The 14,885-nt window shown below is 53.3% G+C and carries 13 protein-coding genes; 9 read left to right on the plus strand and 4 right to left on the minus strand.

What is annotated here, in order from left to right; all coding sequences use genetic code 11:
• Positions 1-78 precede the first annotated feature (78 nt).
• Positions 79-2,160, plus strand: a complete 2,082-nt coding sequence (gene ppk1 / locus AACY82_RS10050; protein ID WP_339616678.1) for a polyphosphate kinase 1 — start codon at positions 79-81, stop codon at positions 2,158-2,160.
• Between the two features lie 144 nt (positions 2,161-2,304).
• On the opposite strand, the gene ppx is transcribed toward ppk1, so the two are convergent.
• From ppx to AACY82_RS10070, 4 genes are all read right to left on the minus strand, one after another.
• A complete protein-coding gene (gene ppx / locus AACY82_RS10055; protein WP_339616679.1) occupies positions 2,305-3,828 on the minus strand; it encodes an exopolyphosphatase in 1,524 nt (507 codons plus the stop codon).
• A 139-nt stretch (positions 3,829-3,967) separates the two neighbouring features.
• Positions 3,968-4,471, minus strand: coding sequence for a protein-export chaperone SecB (secB, locus tag AACY82_RS10060; RefSeq protein WP_339616680.1), 504 nt, complete (start codon positions 4,469-4,471; stop codon positions 3,968-3,970).
• A gap of 33 nt (positions 4,472-4,504) precedes the next feature.
• Positions 4,505-4,762 (minus strand): glutaredoxin 3, encoded by a 258-nt coding sequence (grxC, locus tag AACY82_RS10065; protein WP_339616681.1) that lies wholly within the window; start codon positions 4,760-4,762, stop codon positions 4,505-4,507.
• 10 nt (positions 4,763-4,772) lie between these two features.
• Positions 4,773-5,180, minus strand: a complete 408-nt coding sequence (locus AACY82_RS10070) for a rhodanese-like domain-containing protein (protein WP_339616682.1) — start codon at positions 5,178-5,180, stop codon at positions 4,773-4,775.
• 218 nt (positions 5,181-5,398) lie between these two features.
• Here AACY82_RS10070 and gpmI point away from each other — a divergent pair, with 218 nt between their 5' ends.
• From gpmI to AACY82_RS10110, 8 genes are all read left to right on the plus strand, one after another.
• Positions 5,399-6,949, plus strand: a complete 1,551-nt coding sequence (gene gpmI / locus AACY82_RS10075) for a 2,3-bisphosphoglycerate-independent phosphoglycerate mutase (RefSeq protein WP_339616683.1) — start codon at positions 5,399-5,401, stop codon at positions 6,947-6,949.
• Positions 6,950-6,984: 35 nt separating this feature from the next.
• On the plus strand, positions 6,985-8,169 hold the full coding sequence (locus AACY82_RS10080) for a peptidoglycan DD-metalloendopeptidase family protein (protein ID WP_339616684.1): 1,185 nt from the start codon (positions 6,985-6,987) through the stop codon (positions 8,167-8,169).
• Between the two features lie 53 nt (positions 8,170-8,222).
• Positions 8,223-9,647 carry a S41 family peptidase gene (locus tag AACY82_RS10085; protein WP_339616685.1) on the plus strand — a complete coding sequence of 475 codons (1,425 nt, stop codon included), beginning with the start codon at positions 8,223-8,225 and terminating at the stop codon, positions 9,645-9,647.
• Positions 9,644-10,582: a divergent polysaccharide deacetylase family protein gene (locus tag AACY82_RS10090; protein ID WP_339616686.1), complete on the plus strand. Its 939-nt coding sequence runs from the start codon at positions 9,644-9,646 to the stop codon at positions 10,580-10,582. Before AACY82_RS10085 ends, AACY82_RS10090 begins: the two co-directional genes overlap by 4 nt.
• 124 nt (positions 10,583-10,706) lie before the next feature.
• Complete coding sequence (locus tag AACY82_RS10095; protein ID WP_339616687.1) at positions 10,707-10,931, plus strand: DUF6316 family protein; 225 nt, start codon at positions 10,707-10,709, stop codon at positions 10,929-10,931.
• A 438-nt stretch (positions 10,932-11,369) separates the two neighbouring features.
• Entirely contained in the window at positions 11,370-12,974 is a 1,605-nt protein-coding gene (locus tag AACY82_RS10100; protein ID WP_339616688.1) for a glycoside hydrolase family 43 protein, read from the plus strand.
• The gene (locus tag AACY82_RS10105; protein WP_339616689.1) at positions 12,971-14,113 is read left to right on the plus strand and encodes a hypothetical protein; all 1,143 of its coding nucleotides are present in this window, start codon (positions 12,971-12,973) and stop codon (positions 14,111-14,113) included. Before AACY82_RS10100 ends, AACY82_RS10105 begins: the two co-directional genes overlap by 4 nt.
• Positions 14,110-14,841 (plus strand): phytanoyl-CoA dioxygenase family protein, encoded by a 732-nt coding sequence (locus AACY82_RS10110; protein ID WP_339616690.1) that lies wholly within the window; start codon positions 14,110-14,112, stop codon positions 14,839-14,841. The genes AACY82_RS10105 and AACY82_RS10110 overlap by 4 nt, the downstream gene beginning before the upstream one ends.
• Positions 14,842-14,885: the final 44 nt, after the last annotated feature.

Below are 14,885 nucleotides of genomic sequence, written 5' to 3' on the forward strand. Positions count from 1 at the left end.
GATAGTTGGCGCTTGTCTGACTTATTTCTGTCATAATTTGGTCATATTCTGGGGCGATGTATTTTCGGCGCCCAGAGCATGGCTGGGCCCCAACAGGAGGTTGTTGTGTCAGAGCACTTTTTCAATCGCGAGTTAAGCCTACTGGAGTTTAACCGGCGGGTTTTGTATCAATCTTACGATCGCTCCTTGCCGCTGTTAGAACGTTTGCGCTTTTTGTGTATTTTTTCCACCAACCTTGATGAATTTTTTGAGGTTAGAGTGGGTGGCTTGGTGCAGATGCTGGAAGTCGGCACCAGTGCGATACCGTCCGATGGTTTAGGCCACGCCGATAACCTGGCGGCTATTGCTCAGATATCCCATCAGTTAGTCTCCGAGCAATACAGCATCCTGAACAAAGAGATTATTCCGCTGTTGCGCGAGCGGCATGTTTATATCGTTCGTCGCGATGAGTGGACGGATACGCAAGTTGCGTATTTGCGTGATTACTTTGCAACCGAAGTCATGCCGCTGCTAAGCCCTATTGGCTTGGACCCCGCGCACCCTTTTCCGCGAATTTTGAATAAGTCACTTAACTTTATTGTTAAGCTTGATGGTAAAGATGCGTTTGGCCGCAATTCGGGGCGCGCTATTGTGCAGGTTCCGCGCTCCTTGCCGAACATGGTTGAGCTGCCCGACGGTGTTGCCAAGGCCGGTCGCGAGTTTGTCTTTATGTCGTCGATCATTCACCATTTTATGGGCGAAATTTTTGTCGGCATGGAGGTGATTGACTGCTTCCAGTTTCGTTTGACACGCAATTCGGATATTTTTCTTGATGAAGAGGAGACCGATGATTTACTTCGCGCGGTGCAGGGTGAGTTGGTTTATCGTCAATACGGCGACGAGGTAAGGCTAGAGATTACCGGTACGTGCCCAACGGACATTGAGGAGTTTTTGCTCGGTCGCTGTGAGATTAATAAACGTGATTTATACCGCGTGGATGGCCCGGTTAATTTAAATCGCCTGTCTGATTTGTTTGATTTGGTCGATGACTCGGACTTGTTTTTTAAGCCGTTTGTACAATCGATGCCCAAGCTGCCTAAGCGCGCCGATAATTATTTCCAAGCATTAAAAAAGAACGATCTATTACTGCACCATCCGTTTGATTCCTTTCAGTCTGTTGTAGATTTTTTGCGTGAAGCAGCAATGGACCCGCACGTGCTGGCGATCAAACAAACGCTCTATCGCACCGGATCAAACTCGCCAGTGGTCGATGCGCTGGTCGCGGCCGCTAAGGCGGGCAAAGAAGTGACGGCTATTGTCGAGTTGCGGGCGCGGTTTGATGAAGAGCAAAATGTCGCGCTGGCTGAGCGTTTACAGCGTTATGGTATTCACGTTATTTATGGTGTGGTGGGTTATAAAACCCACGCTAAAATGCTGTTGGTTGCTCGCCGCGAAGAAAAAAAGCTGCGCTACTATGTGCACTTGGGCACCGGGAACTATCATCCTAAGACGACCAAGCTTTACACGGACTATGGTTTAATGACGTCGGACGCTGATATCTGCGCCGATGTGTACCGAATTTTTATTCAGCTATCAAGCATGGGTAAAGCGTCAAAAATGAGCGAGCTGATGTATGCTCCTTTTACCCTGCATAAGGGGATGCTTAAATACATTCAGCAAGAAACCGAGAATGCCCGCAACGGTATTCCCGCACGTATTATCGCTAAAATGAACTCGCTGTACGAAGAGCAACTAGTGCTGGCGCTTTACGAGGCATCTAATGCTGGGGTACAGGTAGATTTGATTGTGCGCGGCGTATGTCAATTGCGTCCAGGCGTTCCCGGTCAGTCCGAGAATATCCAGGTTCGTTCCGTGGTGGGCCGTTTTCTGGAGCACAGCCGGGTATTTTATTTTGAAAACCACGGCAATCCCCATGTGTTTTGCTCCAGCGCCGACTGGATGATTCGCAACATGTTTCATCGGGTGGAAACATGCTTTCCCGTTAAAGCGAAAAAAATCCGCGATCAGATTGTCAGTGATATGAAGTTGTATCTTGCTGATAATACCCATGCTTGGTTGCTGCAAAGCGACGGCAGTTATGTGCATATACAGCCAGAAGACGGTCAAGAAGCCATTAATGCTCAAGATCAACTGCTAGAGCAGTGGGCGCTGAGCAATTAATGTTCGGCTCTTGGTGGCGCCGTTAAAGCTGCTTTTTTGAAAAGGCTTCAGAAACTATTGGGTTTAAAAACAGTGCCGAAGAGTTTTTAAAGCCTATCTAAGCTAGACGCTGTTGGCTAAAAACAAAAGCGATTGATGTGATCGTTATGTTTCCTGTTGCTCATCGGTAATAATGTGCAGCTGATAGCCGGCTTTGTTTAAGTAATTCGCCTCCGACTCTAAATCAGCTAGCACCAGTGGGTTAGCGTCCAGCCAGTTTTGCGGCAGGCGTAGGCTGAGTTTTTTCTTTTTCTTGGCGCTCAGTTCAATACCTTCTGGCAGGCTGTGGCGGCGGGTGCGATTAAAGATAACAGCTAAGCGCAAAAGCATTGCCAGGTGCAGTAACTCATCGCCATTTTCGGTGAGTTGTTTTTCTTGTAAGCTTTTGCGGTGGGTGCGGGCGAGTAGGGCGAGCTGGGTTTGCTCGGCACGGGAGCAGCCGGCAATATCAACGTTTGCGACAATATAGGCGCTGTGCTTGTGATAATCGCTGTGCGAAATATCCAAACCAACAGGCGCCAAGTGGGCGGCCCAGCTCAGCATCTTGCCGGCATCAATAGGCTCAAGCGCCCAGTCCTCGCTGACTTGCGACAATAATTTTTGTGCGGTCTGGGCGACTCGTTCGGCCTTGGGGATATTAACGTGGAAGCGCTCGGCTAAGGCCACGACGCTGGCTTGGCGAATGTCGTGATCTTCTAGACGACCTTTTAAATCGTAGAGTAACCCTTCGCGCAGGGCCCAGTCTGAGGCCAGCATGGTGTCGATGTCGAGGGTATCAAACAGTGCCGCCAGAACGATTGCGCCGCCTAAAAAAACCGGCTGCCGATCGTCTGAGACACCGTCTAGGGCAAGGTCGGTGGCGCCGTGCTTGGCGTAGGCGGCAATAATTTTGTCGAGGGATTTTTTGGTGATTTCGCCGTCGCTCCAGCCCGCCTGTTGGCACACGTTGGCAACGGCTTTAATCGTGCCGGATGCCCCTAGAACTTCTTGCCAAGGCTTGTCGCTGTACTCGTCGGCCACCGGTGCAATTTCTTGGCCGGCGGCGATGCGCGCTTTTTTAATAGCTTTGTCAGTGACTTTGCCATCGGCAAAAAAGCGCTTCGTCATGGCGACGCAGCCCATGCTTAGGCTTTCTTTGACGCTTGGGTGCATACCAGTGCCGACAATCACCTCGGTGCTGCCGCCGCCGATATCAATTACCAGTCGACTTTTGTCGTCTGGCGCGATCGAGTGGGCGACGCCTAGGTAGATGAGGCGCGCTTCTTCCTCGCCCGAGATAATCTCGACCGGGTGGCCGAGTTTTTCTTGAGCAAGCTTTAAGAATTCTTTGGAGTCGGTAATTGAGCGCAGGGTTTTGGTACCGACGGCTCTGACGCTGCCGGAGGGAAAGTTGCGCAGTCGCTCCCCAAAGCGCTCGAGGCAGGCGAGGGCTCGGTCGCGGGCCTCGTCGCTCAAACTGCCGTCTTCCTCTAGGCCCCAGCCCATGCGCACCGGCTCACGCAGTTTGTCTTGCAGGGTAATGTGTTGATTCTCCCAGCGCGCGATGATCATGTGAAAGCTATTGGAGCCGAGGTCAATCGCGGCGATTTGGCTCGCGCCGGAGCGTAAAATACGGGAAATATTAAACATGAATTAAAATAAGCCCTGTTAATGAATCCTGTATGAGTATACGCAGATGTACCGTGCTTTGCCGAGAGCTACTTATGACTATAGACAAAAAAGCCCACAGCGGGCTGTGGGCTTTTAAGGTGCGGGCAGCAGGCTGCGATTAAGCGTCCGCTTGGGCGCTCTCGGCAGCGGCTTGCTGTTGTTGCTGTTGTTGAATGGCTTGCGCAAATACCGCATCAAAGTTGATCGGTGGCAGCATCAGAGCGGCAAAGGTGCCGCGTGATAATACGCTGTCGATAGTCTCGCGCGCGTAAGGGAACAAAATGTTGGGGCATGTAGAGTTGATGGTTTGCGCCATCTGTACGCCCTGAAGGCCCGAGATGTTGAATACACCAGCCTGTTTAACCTCGATCAAAAACGCGGTGCGCTCTTCAACTTTGGCGGTAACGGTAAGCAGCAGCACGACTTCGTGGTGGGCGTCGTCAATTTTAGTCACTTGCACGTTTAGCTCTTGCTCAACTTTTGGCGGTTGCTGTTGGTTGAACGCCTCAATACCCATTGGTGTTTCAAACGACAGGTCTTTGAGGTAAATGCGCTTGATGGAAAATGCCGGTTTTGCTTGTTCTTCGCCGGCGGCTTCTTGGGTGTTGTTTTCTTCTGACATAGCTCTGTCTCTTTCGTCGGTAAGTGGGGGCGATTAGGATGCTAGCAACGGATCCAGTTCGCCGCGTTTGTCCAAGGCACTGAGGTCGGTAAAGCCGCCGACGTGGCGCTCGCCAATCCAGATCTGTGGAACTGTGCGTTGACCGCTTTTGGCCATCATCTCTTTGCGCTTGGCCGGCTCGCGGTCGACGCGGACTTCGGTAATATTCACGATACCTTTGCTGGCCAGTAAGCGTTTAGCGCTGACGCAAAAAGGGCATATCGCAGTGGTGTACATGGTAACTTTGGCCATAGGGGCTCCGCTATTTTACCAGTGGCAGACCTTGGTTTTGCCACTCGCTGATGCCGCCGGTCAGGCGTCGTACATCAAAGCTTTTTCCGCCCAATAAGCGGCCGGTACTGCCTGCGTGCTGGCCGAGCTTGTCGACCACAATGATAGTTTTGTCACGGTGCTTTTCCAGCTCGTTCAGGCGCTCGGCAACTTTGCCGTGGGGGATGTTGATGGCGTCAACCATATGTCCGGCGTCAAACTCTTTGGTCTCGCGCACGTCCAGCCAGATGGCGGTGTCGGCATTAATCAAAACAGTCGCCTGCTGAGTCGTCACGGGCTGGCCGTTTTTGATCCGTTCGCGCCAGCCATAAATAAGAATAAGCACCGCCAGCATGCTGACCAGCATCCACTCTTGATTGAGAAAAGCAATAATCTCCACCGAACCACCTTTGGTTATCGAGCTATCTGAATTGTTGTGATTGTCTCGGGCCGCGAGCCCTATGGCGACAAAGGCGGGGAGTATACACCAAGATCGCCCATTTTCTCAGCCTTTCAGGCGCTCCCCCATAGAGTTGTGGCCCCATAGCAGTTAGAATAATGGCCTTTATTGAGCATAATGCCTGTCTAATTTGTACGATACATAAGCGACGATTACCTATGACTGCCAAGAAAAAACCTATGGTATTGCTGATCCTCGATGGATTCGGCCACTCAGAGAACACCGAACACAACGCCATTTACAGCGCCAAGACCCCCGTCTGGGACCGCATTTGGAACAACAGTCCGGCCAGCTTGATCGGCACATCTGGGTTGGCTGTGGGTTTGCCTGAAGGGCAGATGGGCAACAGCGAAGTGGGCCATATGACATTGGGTGCTGGCCGCGTTGTGTATCAGAACTTTACCCGTATTAACAAGGCGATTGAAGATGGCGAGTTTGCCACCAATCCCGCTTATGCCAACGCCATCGACAAGGCCAATAGCGCCGGCAAAGCCGTGCATATTATTGGTTTGTTGTCAGAAGGTGGTGTGCACGCTCACGAAGATCACATCTTTGCGATGATCCGCGCGGCGGTAGAGCGTGGCGCTAAGCAAGTGTATCTGCACGCCTTTTTGGATGGTCGCGATACGGCCCCGCGCAGTGCCGAGGGCCCCTTGGCAAAAGCCGAGGCGCTATTTGCCGAGTTGGGCACCGGGCGTGTGGCCAGTATTTGCGGTCGTTACTTTGCGATGGATCGCGACAATCGCTGGGATCGCGTCGAGCAGTGCTACAACGTGATGGTGACTGGCGATGCCGAGTACGACGCCGAAACCGCGGTGGCGGGTTTGCAGGCGGCTTACGCTCGGGATGAAAACGACGAGTTTGTCAAAGCTACCGTGATTGTGGGTGAAGGTGAAGAAGTCGCTACCATCAACGATGGCGACTCCGTGATCTTTATGAACTTCCGCCCCGACCGTGCCCGCGAAATTACCCGCGCCTTGACTGAGCCCGACTTTGACGGCTTTGAGCGCAAATTGGTACCGCAGCTGGCTGACTTTGTAACCACCACAGAATACGCCGCCGACATTAAAGCCAGCGTCGCTTTCCCGCCGCAAGAGCTGGTGAACTCGTTTGGTGAGTACATGCAAAATGAGGGAAAAACTCAGCTGCGTATTGCCGAGACTGAAAAATACGCCCATGTCACCTTCTTTTTTAACGGTGGTAAAGAGGCTGAATTTAACGGTGAAGATCGCATTTTGATCCCTTCTCCCGATGTTGCCACTTATGACTTGAAGCCTGAGATGAGTGCACCAGAGGTGACCGATAAACTGGTCGAGGCGATCGAATCCGGTAAGTACGATGCCGTTATCTGTAACTACGCCAATGGCGATATGGTGGGTCACTCGGGGGTGTTTGAGGCCGCCGTGGCCGCTGTCGAAGCTGTCGATGAATGTGTGGGTCGGGTCCTAGAGGCGGCCGCAAAAGCTGGTGGCGAAGTGTTAGTAACGGCCGATCACGGTAACTGCGAAGAGATGTTTGACCCGGACTCGGGTCAGGTAAGCACGCAACACTCGACGTTGCCGGTTCCTCTGGTGTTTGTCAGCAACCGCAAAGGCACCATTGCCGAGGGGGGCTCGCTGGCGGATGTGGCGCCAACCATGCTGCATTTAATGGGCATGAAACAGCCCGCCGAGATGACCGGCCGCAACTTAATTACTCTGGCTGAGTAATTAGGCTGAGCTCGCCGCGTCTAGTGTTTAAGTTCGTGCAGGTACTGACTGCCAAGACCTTAGCGCCTGGCTATCGGGCGCTGGGGCTTTTGTGTCTGTTGGCGGTATGCTGCGCCCTTTTTATGGCGGCGCCAGCACTGGCGGCAGACGATGCCGCCGAGTACCAAAAAAAACTGGAAGCGCTGCGGGACAACATCGAGCAACTGAAAAAAGAGCTGGACGAGGTCAAAGGGCAGCGCGGCCAATTGCAAAAAGACTTGGAGAAATCCGAGACGCACATTGGTGAGCTGGAAGAAAAAGTCGAGACTATTGGCGATGAAATAAAAGCGCAAGACGCCGATTTACAGTCGCTGCAACAGCGTCAGCGCGAGCTAGAAAGCAGTCGCCAAGTGCAGCGCACCCAAATCGCCAGCCAAGTGCGCAGTGCGTATCAGTCTGGCCCGCAAAGCCCGTTGCGATTATTGCTGAACCAACAGTCCCCCGAGCGTATTACCCGCCTTAGCAAATACCACGATTACCTTTTGGCGGCGCGCAACGACAAGCTTAAATCTTACTTGGCGACGCTGGCAAAACTCGACCAGCTTGAGCCCGAAATTATTGCCCGGCGCGATAGCTTGCGCGAGCGGCGCGATCAGCTCAGTGAGCGCCAGCGGCAATTAAACGCTCAACAACAGGAGCGTACCGCTACGCTCGCCAAACTTGCTAAAGTAATCGACAGCAAAGACGCCAAGCTGGTGGCCGAGCGCCAAGACGGCAAGCGTTTGCAGGCGCTGCTGGATGAAATGACAGCAACGATCGGCCAGGCTGCACCCGCCGGTGCCGCGTTTAGTGGTTTGCGCGGTAAGCTCCCCTGGCCCGCCGACGGCAAGCTGCGCCACCGCTACGGTAGCGATCGCGTGGGCAACCAGCTCGCCTGGGAGGGCGTTGTGATTGACGCCCGCGCCGGCAGCCCCGTGCTGGCGGTGCACAGCGGGCGGGTTATTTTTGCCGAGTATTTGCGCGGCCACGGATTGCTGATTATTGTCGACCACGGCGAGGGCTATATGAGCCTTTACGCCCATAACCAGACTCTGTTAAAACGCCCGGGCGATCGAGTCAATGGCGGTGAAGTGATTGCCCGAGTGGGCAACAGCGGCGGCCAAAGTTACAGTGGCCTGTATTTTGAGATACGTCATAATGGTCAGCCGACTAACCCCAGTACTTGGTTGGCTCGGGCGTGATCTGTCCCCCTATTAACGCTAATGAGCCATCGGCTCAGTTGCAGGAGAAACACATGCTGTTTGCCACTTGCCAACGATTGTTCTGCCTGTTGGCTCTGACCGGGTTATTGTCGTTGCCGGCAGCGGCGCAGAATACCGCGCCCGATGTGGCTTCGGATGATGAAGCTAATGCGCCTTCAAAAGGGCTGTTGCCGTTAGAGGATTTGCGCACCTTTACCCGTGTTTACGATCATATCCGCAACAGCTATGTCGAGCCGCTGAGTGACTCAGAGCTATTGGAGTATGCCATTAAAGGCATGATGGCCGAGCTGGACCCGCACTCCGCTTACCTCGATGCCGAGTCGTTTGAAGACTTGCAAGTTAATACCTCGGGTGAGTTTGGTGGTTTGGGTATTGAGGTGGGGATGGAGAACGGCTTTGTTAAAGTCATCTCACCTATTGACGATACCCCCGCGCAAAAAGCCGGTATTGAAGCGGGCGATCTTATTATTCGCCTGGATGAAAAGCCGGTTAAAGGTTTAAGCCTGAGTGAGGCCGTCACTCTGATGCGTGGCCCTAAAGGCAGCCCCTTAACGGTTACGATTGTGCGCGAGGGGGTTGATCAGCCGTTTGAGCTGGTTATCGAGCGCGACATTATTAAAGTGCGCAGCGTGCGCACCAAAATACTCGATGACGATTACCTGTATTTGCGTATTGCGCAATTTCAGATTGGTACTGGCGACGATGTGGCGAGTCGATTGCAAAAAACTCTGGGCGAGCACAGCAACATAAAAGGTGTGATTCTCGATTTACGCAACAACCCAGGTGGCGTATTGCAGGCCTCGGTGGATGTGGCCGATGCTTTTATGGACGGTGGTTTGGTGGTTTATACCGAGGGCCGGCTGGAATCTAGCTACAGCCGCTATGAGGCCAACCCCGGTGATCTAACCGATGGTTTGCCGGTCGTGGTACTTATTAACGATGGCTCGGCCTCGGCCTCAGAAATCGTCGCCGGTGCCCTGCAAGATCAAGGGCGCGCGGTCATTATGGGCACGCGCAGCTTTGGTAAAGGCTCAGTGCAGACCGTCGTGCCCATCTCCGAGAGTCGCGCGATTAAACTCACCACGGCGCGCTATTACACCCCTAGCGGTCGCTCGATTCAGGCGCAGGGAATCGAACCCGATGTTCAAGTCGAGCGCGCTAAAGTAACGGCGGTTAAGCCGCGCCTGCGTACCACCGAGGCCGACCTGGCAGGCCACTTAGGCAACACTAACGGCGAAGACGAGAGCGATAGCAAGAGTCGCGACCAAGCGCGTAGCGCGCAACAATCGCTGTTGAGCAACGACAACCAGCTCCACGAAGCCTTGAACTTGCTTAAGGGGCTTAATATCTTGCGTCAGCCAAAGCTGGCCGAGCCACAGGACGGCGCCGGTATTGCCCCGCCGAATGCGGCTAGCGATGAGATTCCCAGCCCAGACGATATTCCCGAAGCGCCATGAGCGCTTGCGTCAGCCCGATGCTGGCGCGTGTGGGCGCACTGGTGCTAATGGCACTGGGTTTAGTCGTACCTGTGGTGGCCGAGCCGGTTAACTCACCTGCCCGAATCGCCATTATTATCGATGATGTCGGCTATAACCTCGCCCTAGGGCGCCGCGCGGCCGAGCTGCCGGGTGCCTACACCTTAGCTTTACTCCCCATGACGCCGCACACCCGCGAGTTGGCCGAGCTTGGCCGTGAGCGCGGCAAAGAGCTAATGCTGCATGCCCCTATGGCCAACGAGCGCGGTTTGCCCCTTGGCCCCGGTGCGTTAGAGTTAAGTATGACTCGTGCCGAATTGTTGCAGAGTTTGCGCGCCAGCTTAGCGTCTCTGCCCGAGGTGGTGGGGGTTAATAACCATATGGGCAGTGCGCTGACAGCGCAGCCGCAGCCGATGGGCTGGGTTATGAGCGAGCTGGTGCGGCGCGACTTGTTTTTTGTTGATAGTCGCACCACGGCGGCGAGCGTTGCAGAGCGAGTAGGACGTGACTACGGTCTTAAAACGGCACGGCGCGATGTATTTTTGGATCACGAGCGCAGCCCCACGCACATTCAGCAGCAGCTAGAGCGTGCCCTGCACTTGGCGCAGCGACGCGGCTGGGCGGTTGCCATTGGTCACCCGCACCCGGAGACGCTGGCCGTGTTAGAGCGTGCCGCCCCCTTAATGGCAGAGCAAGCGGTGCAGCTGGTCAGCGCTTCGGCTTTAGTGCAGCGCGCACGTTTTGGCGCCGGATACTGTCCTTTGGCGCCTGACAGTCTGCGCGACTATCGGCCGCCGGCTGGTCAAATGCCGCCCTCGATCGTCAGTGTGCGCTGGTGGAACTGGAAAAGTTTGATAAACTGGAGTTATCAGCCCGCAGCGAAGCTAGAGAAACACGGTATAAGCAATTCGGGGTGAAGGCTAGAAAATCACACACGAGCGTTAAAATTTGCTCCATAATGCAAATAGTAACTAATGCGGGAATCACAACGATTAGGATGATGCCCACGTCAAGGATTGATTAATACTGTAGGTGAAGACTATGACGCTAGAACACAGAGATGGCGAACAGGGCGAAGTCCCAGAGCGCAGCGGCCGGTTTTTAGAAAAGTCCGGCTACTGGTACTATCAAACTCGCGAAGGTGTCGATATTGGCCCGTTTGACAGCCGCCGTGATGCGGAGGTGGGAGTGGGTGAATTTATAGATTTTATCTGTGCCTCGGCGCCGGAAGCGGCAAAGATTATCGAGCGCTATCGCGCGGCATAAAAACCTCTAGCCAAGCGCGAAACTTACCTGAGCGGCTTTGTTGTCGTGCTTGGTTGCCCCTCTTTTGTAGCCGAGGATCTCGGCTACCGTTCCTTTTATGCATTGCCCTCCAGATTTACACGCTATTCGCAACGCCCTGAAAACAGACTCGCCGGGTTATCTGGCGCCGCTGTTTAATACCGTTTGGCGCGCCTAAAACAGGCGCGCATGGCAGGAGCAGGTATACGCCGTACCGCACAAATAACAGACACCTTGTTGCACTCCATTTTCCTGGCTTTACTCTATTTTATGGCTGTAGCTCTTGACTAACGCTTAGTTATCGTTAACATTAACGATATAATTGATCGAAGATTCGATAATCCCAAGAAACAACAAGGCCTCCCGCTGAGGGCGATTGCCGCAACGGATGCGGGGTGAGGTTGATTAAGGCAATAATCCATGACGACCCGTGTAATACATAATCCCATACTGCCCGGTTTTAACCCCGATCCTTCTATTGTTCGTGTTGGCGATGATTACTATATCGCTACATCGACCTTCGAATGGTACCCAGGGGTGCAAATCCATCACTCCAAAGATTTGGTCAACTGGCGTTTAGTGGCGCGGCCGTTAAACCGCCCCGAGTTATTGGATATGACCGGGGAGCCAGATTCCTGCGGCGTGTGGGCACCGTGTCTGAGTTACGCAGATGGTAAGTTTTGGCTGGTTTACACTGACGTAAAACGTTTCGATGGCAACTTTAAAGACACCCACAACTACCTCACAACCTGTGAACAAATCGACGGCGAGTGGTCTGCTCCTACCTACCTAAACAGCAGTGGCTTTGATCCGTCGCTCTTCCACGACGATGACGGTCGCAAGTGGCTGCTGAACATGATTTGGGATCACCGCCCCGATCGCACTTTTTTTGGCGGCACTATGTTGCAAGAGTTTGACCCAACAAAAGGTGAGCTGATCGGTGAGACCCAAAACATCTTTCCTGGCTCCGAGCTTGGTTTTACCGAAGGCCCGCATATTTATAAGCGCGAAGGGTTTTACTACTTACTCACCGCCGAGGGCGGCACTGGCTATAACCACGCGATGACGCTGGCGCGCTCACGCCAATTAGATGGCCCCTACGAGTTAGACCCTGCCGGCCATTTTATTACCGCCAAAGACAGCCCAGAGCTTGAGTTACAGCGTTGCGGCCACGGAGACTGGGTTGAAACCCAAAACGGTGAATTCTATGCCGTGCATTTATGCTCGCGCCCGCTTGCGCCCGAGCAACGCTTTAGCCCGTTAGGGCGCGAGAGTGCGATTCAAAAGGTGGCGTGGAATGCCGACGGCTGGTTGCGTTTAGCCGATAGCGCTGAGCCGGCCTCGGCCGTCACGGCGCCTAACCTGCCGCTCCACCCGTGGCCGCAAGAGTCGACGCACTTTAAGTTTAATGACCCCCGTTTACCGGCGGCGTTTCAGTGGTTGCGCACGCCCTATCCAGATAAGTTGTTTAGCCTTACCGCGCGCCAGGGTTGTCTGCGCTTAATCGGGCGGGAGTCTTTGGGTAGTTGGAATTTGTCGTCACTGGTGGCAATGCGCCAGAGTGCTCTGCGTTTTACCGCGCAAACCTGTATCGAGTTTACCCCTGCAAGCTTTCAGCAGATGGCGGGGCTGGTGTGCTATTACAACTCGCAAAAGTTTCACTATTTATACCTTAGCTGCGATGACAATGGCCAGCGGCACATTGGCATCATGTCGTGCTTGGCCGATATTGGTTTGTCGGCTAGCTTTCCGTTGGCCCCGATAAATATTAAGCAAGAGGGCGAGGTACACTTAAAAGCAGAGGTGGACCGAGCGCAACTGCGCTTTAGCTATAGTTACGATGGTACAGATTGGGTCACGCTGCCCGGTGAGCTCGATTACCGTTTGTTGTCGTGTGAAGCGGGTAAAGGCGAGGGGGCCAGCTTTACCGGTGCATTCGTCGGTATGGCCTGCCAAGACATGACTGGCCGTCAGCGTTCGGCTGACTTTCATTATTTTAACTACGATGAGCCGGAGGTTTTATGAACCGCATTTCCACTGTGTTCGCCTTTGTCGGTTTATGTGTATTAAGCGGCACCGTTATGGCGGATACGCCAGAGCCCGCAGACGGGGTCTTGGTGCTGGCGGGGCAAAACCTGCGTGCTACCCACGCCTACTATTACGACGAGCGGCTCCCCAAACCTGCGGGTTTTTCTGATTATATTTCCTATGATGTAGATCAGCCCTACGCGGCTAACGCCCCCGATGCCCCCCGATCCTATCGGGGCAATGAAGCCTTGTTAGCACCGACCAACTGGGGGGCTGGTGTGCAATGTGTCGACTGTATTTTGCAAGAGCCCGCGCTTGACCCGGCGGTGGTCAATATTGGTTTTTACATGGCTGGGCCAAAAGACGTTGATGGTCAGCAATGTCGCGGTACGCCCAAGTGTAATGCCTACAAAATCGCCAGCGGTGAATACGATGCCTACTTAGATGAGTTTGCCCATTGGGCCAAAGGCCTAAATGCTTTGGTACTGTTACGCATTGGTTACGAGTTTGACGGCGAGTGGAATAACTACGACCCTGCGCAATTTAAAGCGGCGTTTAAATACATACACCAGTACATGGATAAAAAAGAGGTGAATAACATTGAGTATGTGTTGCACTCGGTGGGGGCAGCCAGTCGCGAAACTCTATTGGCGTATTACCCAGAGCCCGACGAGGCCAGTAGCAAATATGTCGATTGGATCGGGTACTCGTATTTTACGATTGACCCGGAGTCCCGCGGTGTAAATGAGTTGGCCCTGGCCCGCGAACGTGGCATCAAAGCTTTTATCGGCGAGGCGGCGCCACACACGGGCGATTGTACCAAGCAAATTGATATAGCGACCAACCCGGCATTGGCTATGCGGTGGATCGACGGTTTTATCTCTCACATCGAACGCAATAAAGACGTTATTGGCGCTATCGCCTATATCAATGCTGACTGGTCCGACACCGTTTACTCACCTATGTGGACCGAACAGACAGATCAAGGCTGCAATGGTTTTTTTGCCCAATCAAACTCGCGTTTAAACGATAACGATCAAGTGATTCGCTATTGGGCCAAAAAAATCAGTGCCCCGCTTTTTATTAACCAGGATCGCGCCCGCGAGTGGCTTAAGAAAACCTCGAGGTCATTATGACAGCGTTAAATTATCAGGATTTGGCAAAGCAGTTTTGGCGCGATGGCTATTTAGTCATAGAAGATTTTTTTGACTTGACGCTAATGGATCGCTATCAGCAGCTGATAGTTGAACATTTTGGTTCGTCTCCCGAATTTTTGCACACAGATGAATTTCTACAAAAATCGGCCACTGAAGTGATTCCTTGGTTTCCGCAAAAAGAGGGTGTTGACGAGTTTGACACGGTGGAAAATGACCATCGCCTAAAAGCGTTGACCGAAGCTATTCTCGGCGAGGGTTGGTACCACCTTTATTGCATGACGATGTTTTCTCGCCAAGGCACTAAAGGGCAGGCATGGCATCAGGACTGTGACCCGGAAGAAGACGAAAACCGCTTTAACGTCAACCGCTTAGTTTATACCGCCGATATCACCCCGGAAATTGGCGGCCAAACCTTAGTGGTACCAGGCTCGCACCGTCGCGGTACTATCACGGTGGGTGACGTTAACGAAGAGTTTTCCGATCAAGTGGTACTTTCGCCGGCGAAAGGCACTTTAGTGTTGTTGCACGGCCACACCTGGCATCGGGTGAGGCCTGTCACTGGCGGTTATCGCGTCTCGACTAATTACCGCTGTTGCCCTAAAGGGACGCCCGAGGGGATAACCGATGTCTGTGTCTATCGCAATATGCGTTACCAGTTTGCCACCAGTTCCGTTATTGAAGATCGTCTGTTGCGCAACGCTTACTAGAATAATCCTGGCAGGATGCCCGAACTTTACGAAACGCCGACAAG

Source organism: uncultured Gilvimarinus sp. (genome assembly GCF_963972205.1).
GTDB classification, from domain to species: Bacteria; Pseudomonadota; Gammaproteobacteria; order Pseudomonadales; family Cellvibrionaceae; genus Gilvimarinus; species Gilvimarinus japonicus.

Excerpts from the sequence above, each read along its gene's own strand:
- ppk1 (WP_339616678.1), top strand. The coding sequence starts at position 79 with ATGGCTGGGCCCCAACAGGAGGTTGTTGTGTCAGAGCACTTTTTCAAT.
- ppx (WP_339616679.1), bottom strand. The coding sequence starts at position 3,828 with ATGTTTAATATTTCCCGTATTTTACGCTCCGGCGCGAGCCAAATCGCC.
- secB (WP_339616680.1), bottom strand. The coding sequence starts at position 4,471 with ATGTCAGAAGAAAACAACACCCAAGAAGCCGCCGGCGAAGAACAAGCA.
- grxC (WP_339616681.1), bottom strand. The coding sequence starts at position 4,762 with ATGGCCAAAGTTACCATGTACACCACTGCGATATGCCCTTTTTGCGTC.
- gpmI (WP_339616683.1), top strand. The coding sequence starts at position 5,399 with ATGACTGCCAAGAAAAAACCTATGGTATTGCTGATCCTCGATGGATTC.
- AACY82_RS10085 (WP_339616685.1), top strand. The coding sequence starts at position 8,223 with ATGCTGTTTGCCACTTGCCAACGATTGTTCTGCCTGTTGGCTCTGACC.
- AACY82_RS10090 (WP_339616686.1), top strand. The coding sequence starts at position 9,644 with ATGAGCGCTTGCGTCAGCCCGATGCTGGCGCGTGTGGGCGCACTGGTG.
- AACY82_RS10095 (WP_339616687.1), top strand. The coding sequence starts at position 10,707 with ATGACGCTAGAACACAGAGATGGCGAACAGGGCGAAGTCCCAGAGCGC.
- AACY82_RS10100 (WP_339616688.1), top strand. The coding sequence starts at position 11,370 with ATGACGACCCGTGTAATACATAATCCCATACTGCCCGGTTTTAACCCC.
- AACY82_RS10105 (WP_339616689.1), top strand. The coding sequence starts at position 12,971 with ATGAACCGCATTTCCACTGTGTTCGCCTTTGTCGGTTTATGTGTATTA.
- AACY82_RS10110 (WP_339616690.1), top strand. The coding sequence starts at position 14,110 with ATGACAGCGTTAAATTATCAGGATTTGGCAAAGCAGTTTTGGCGCGAT.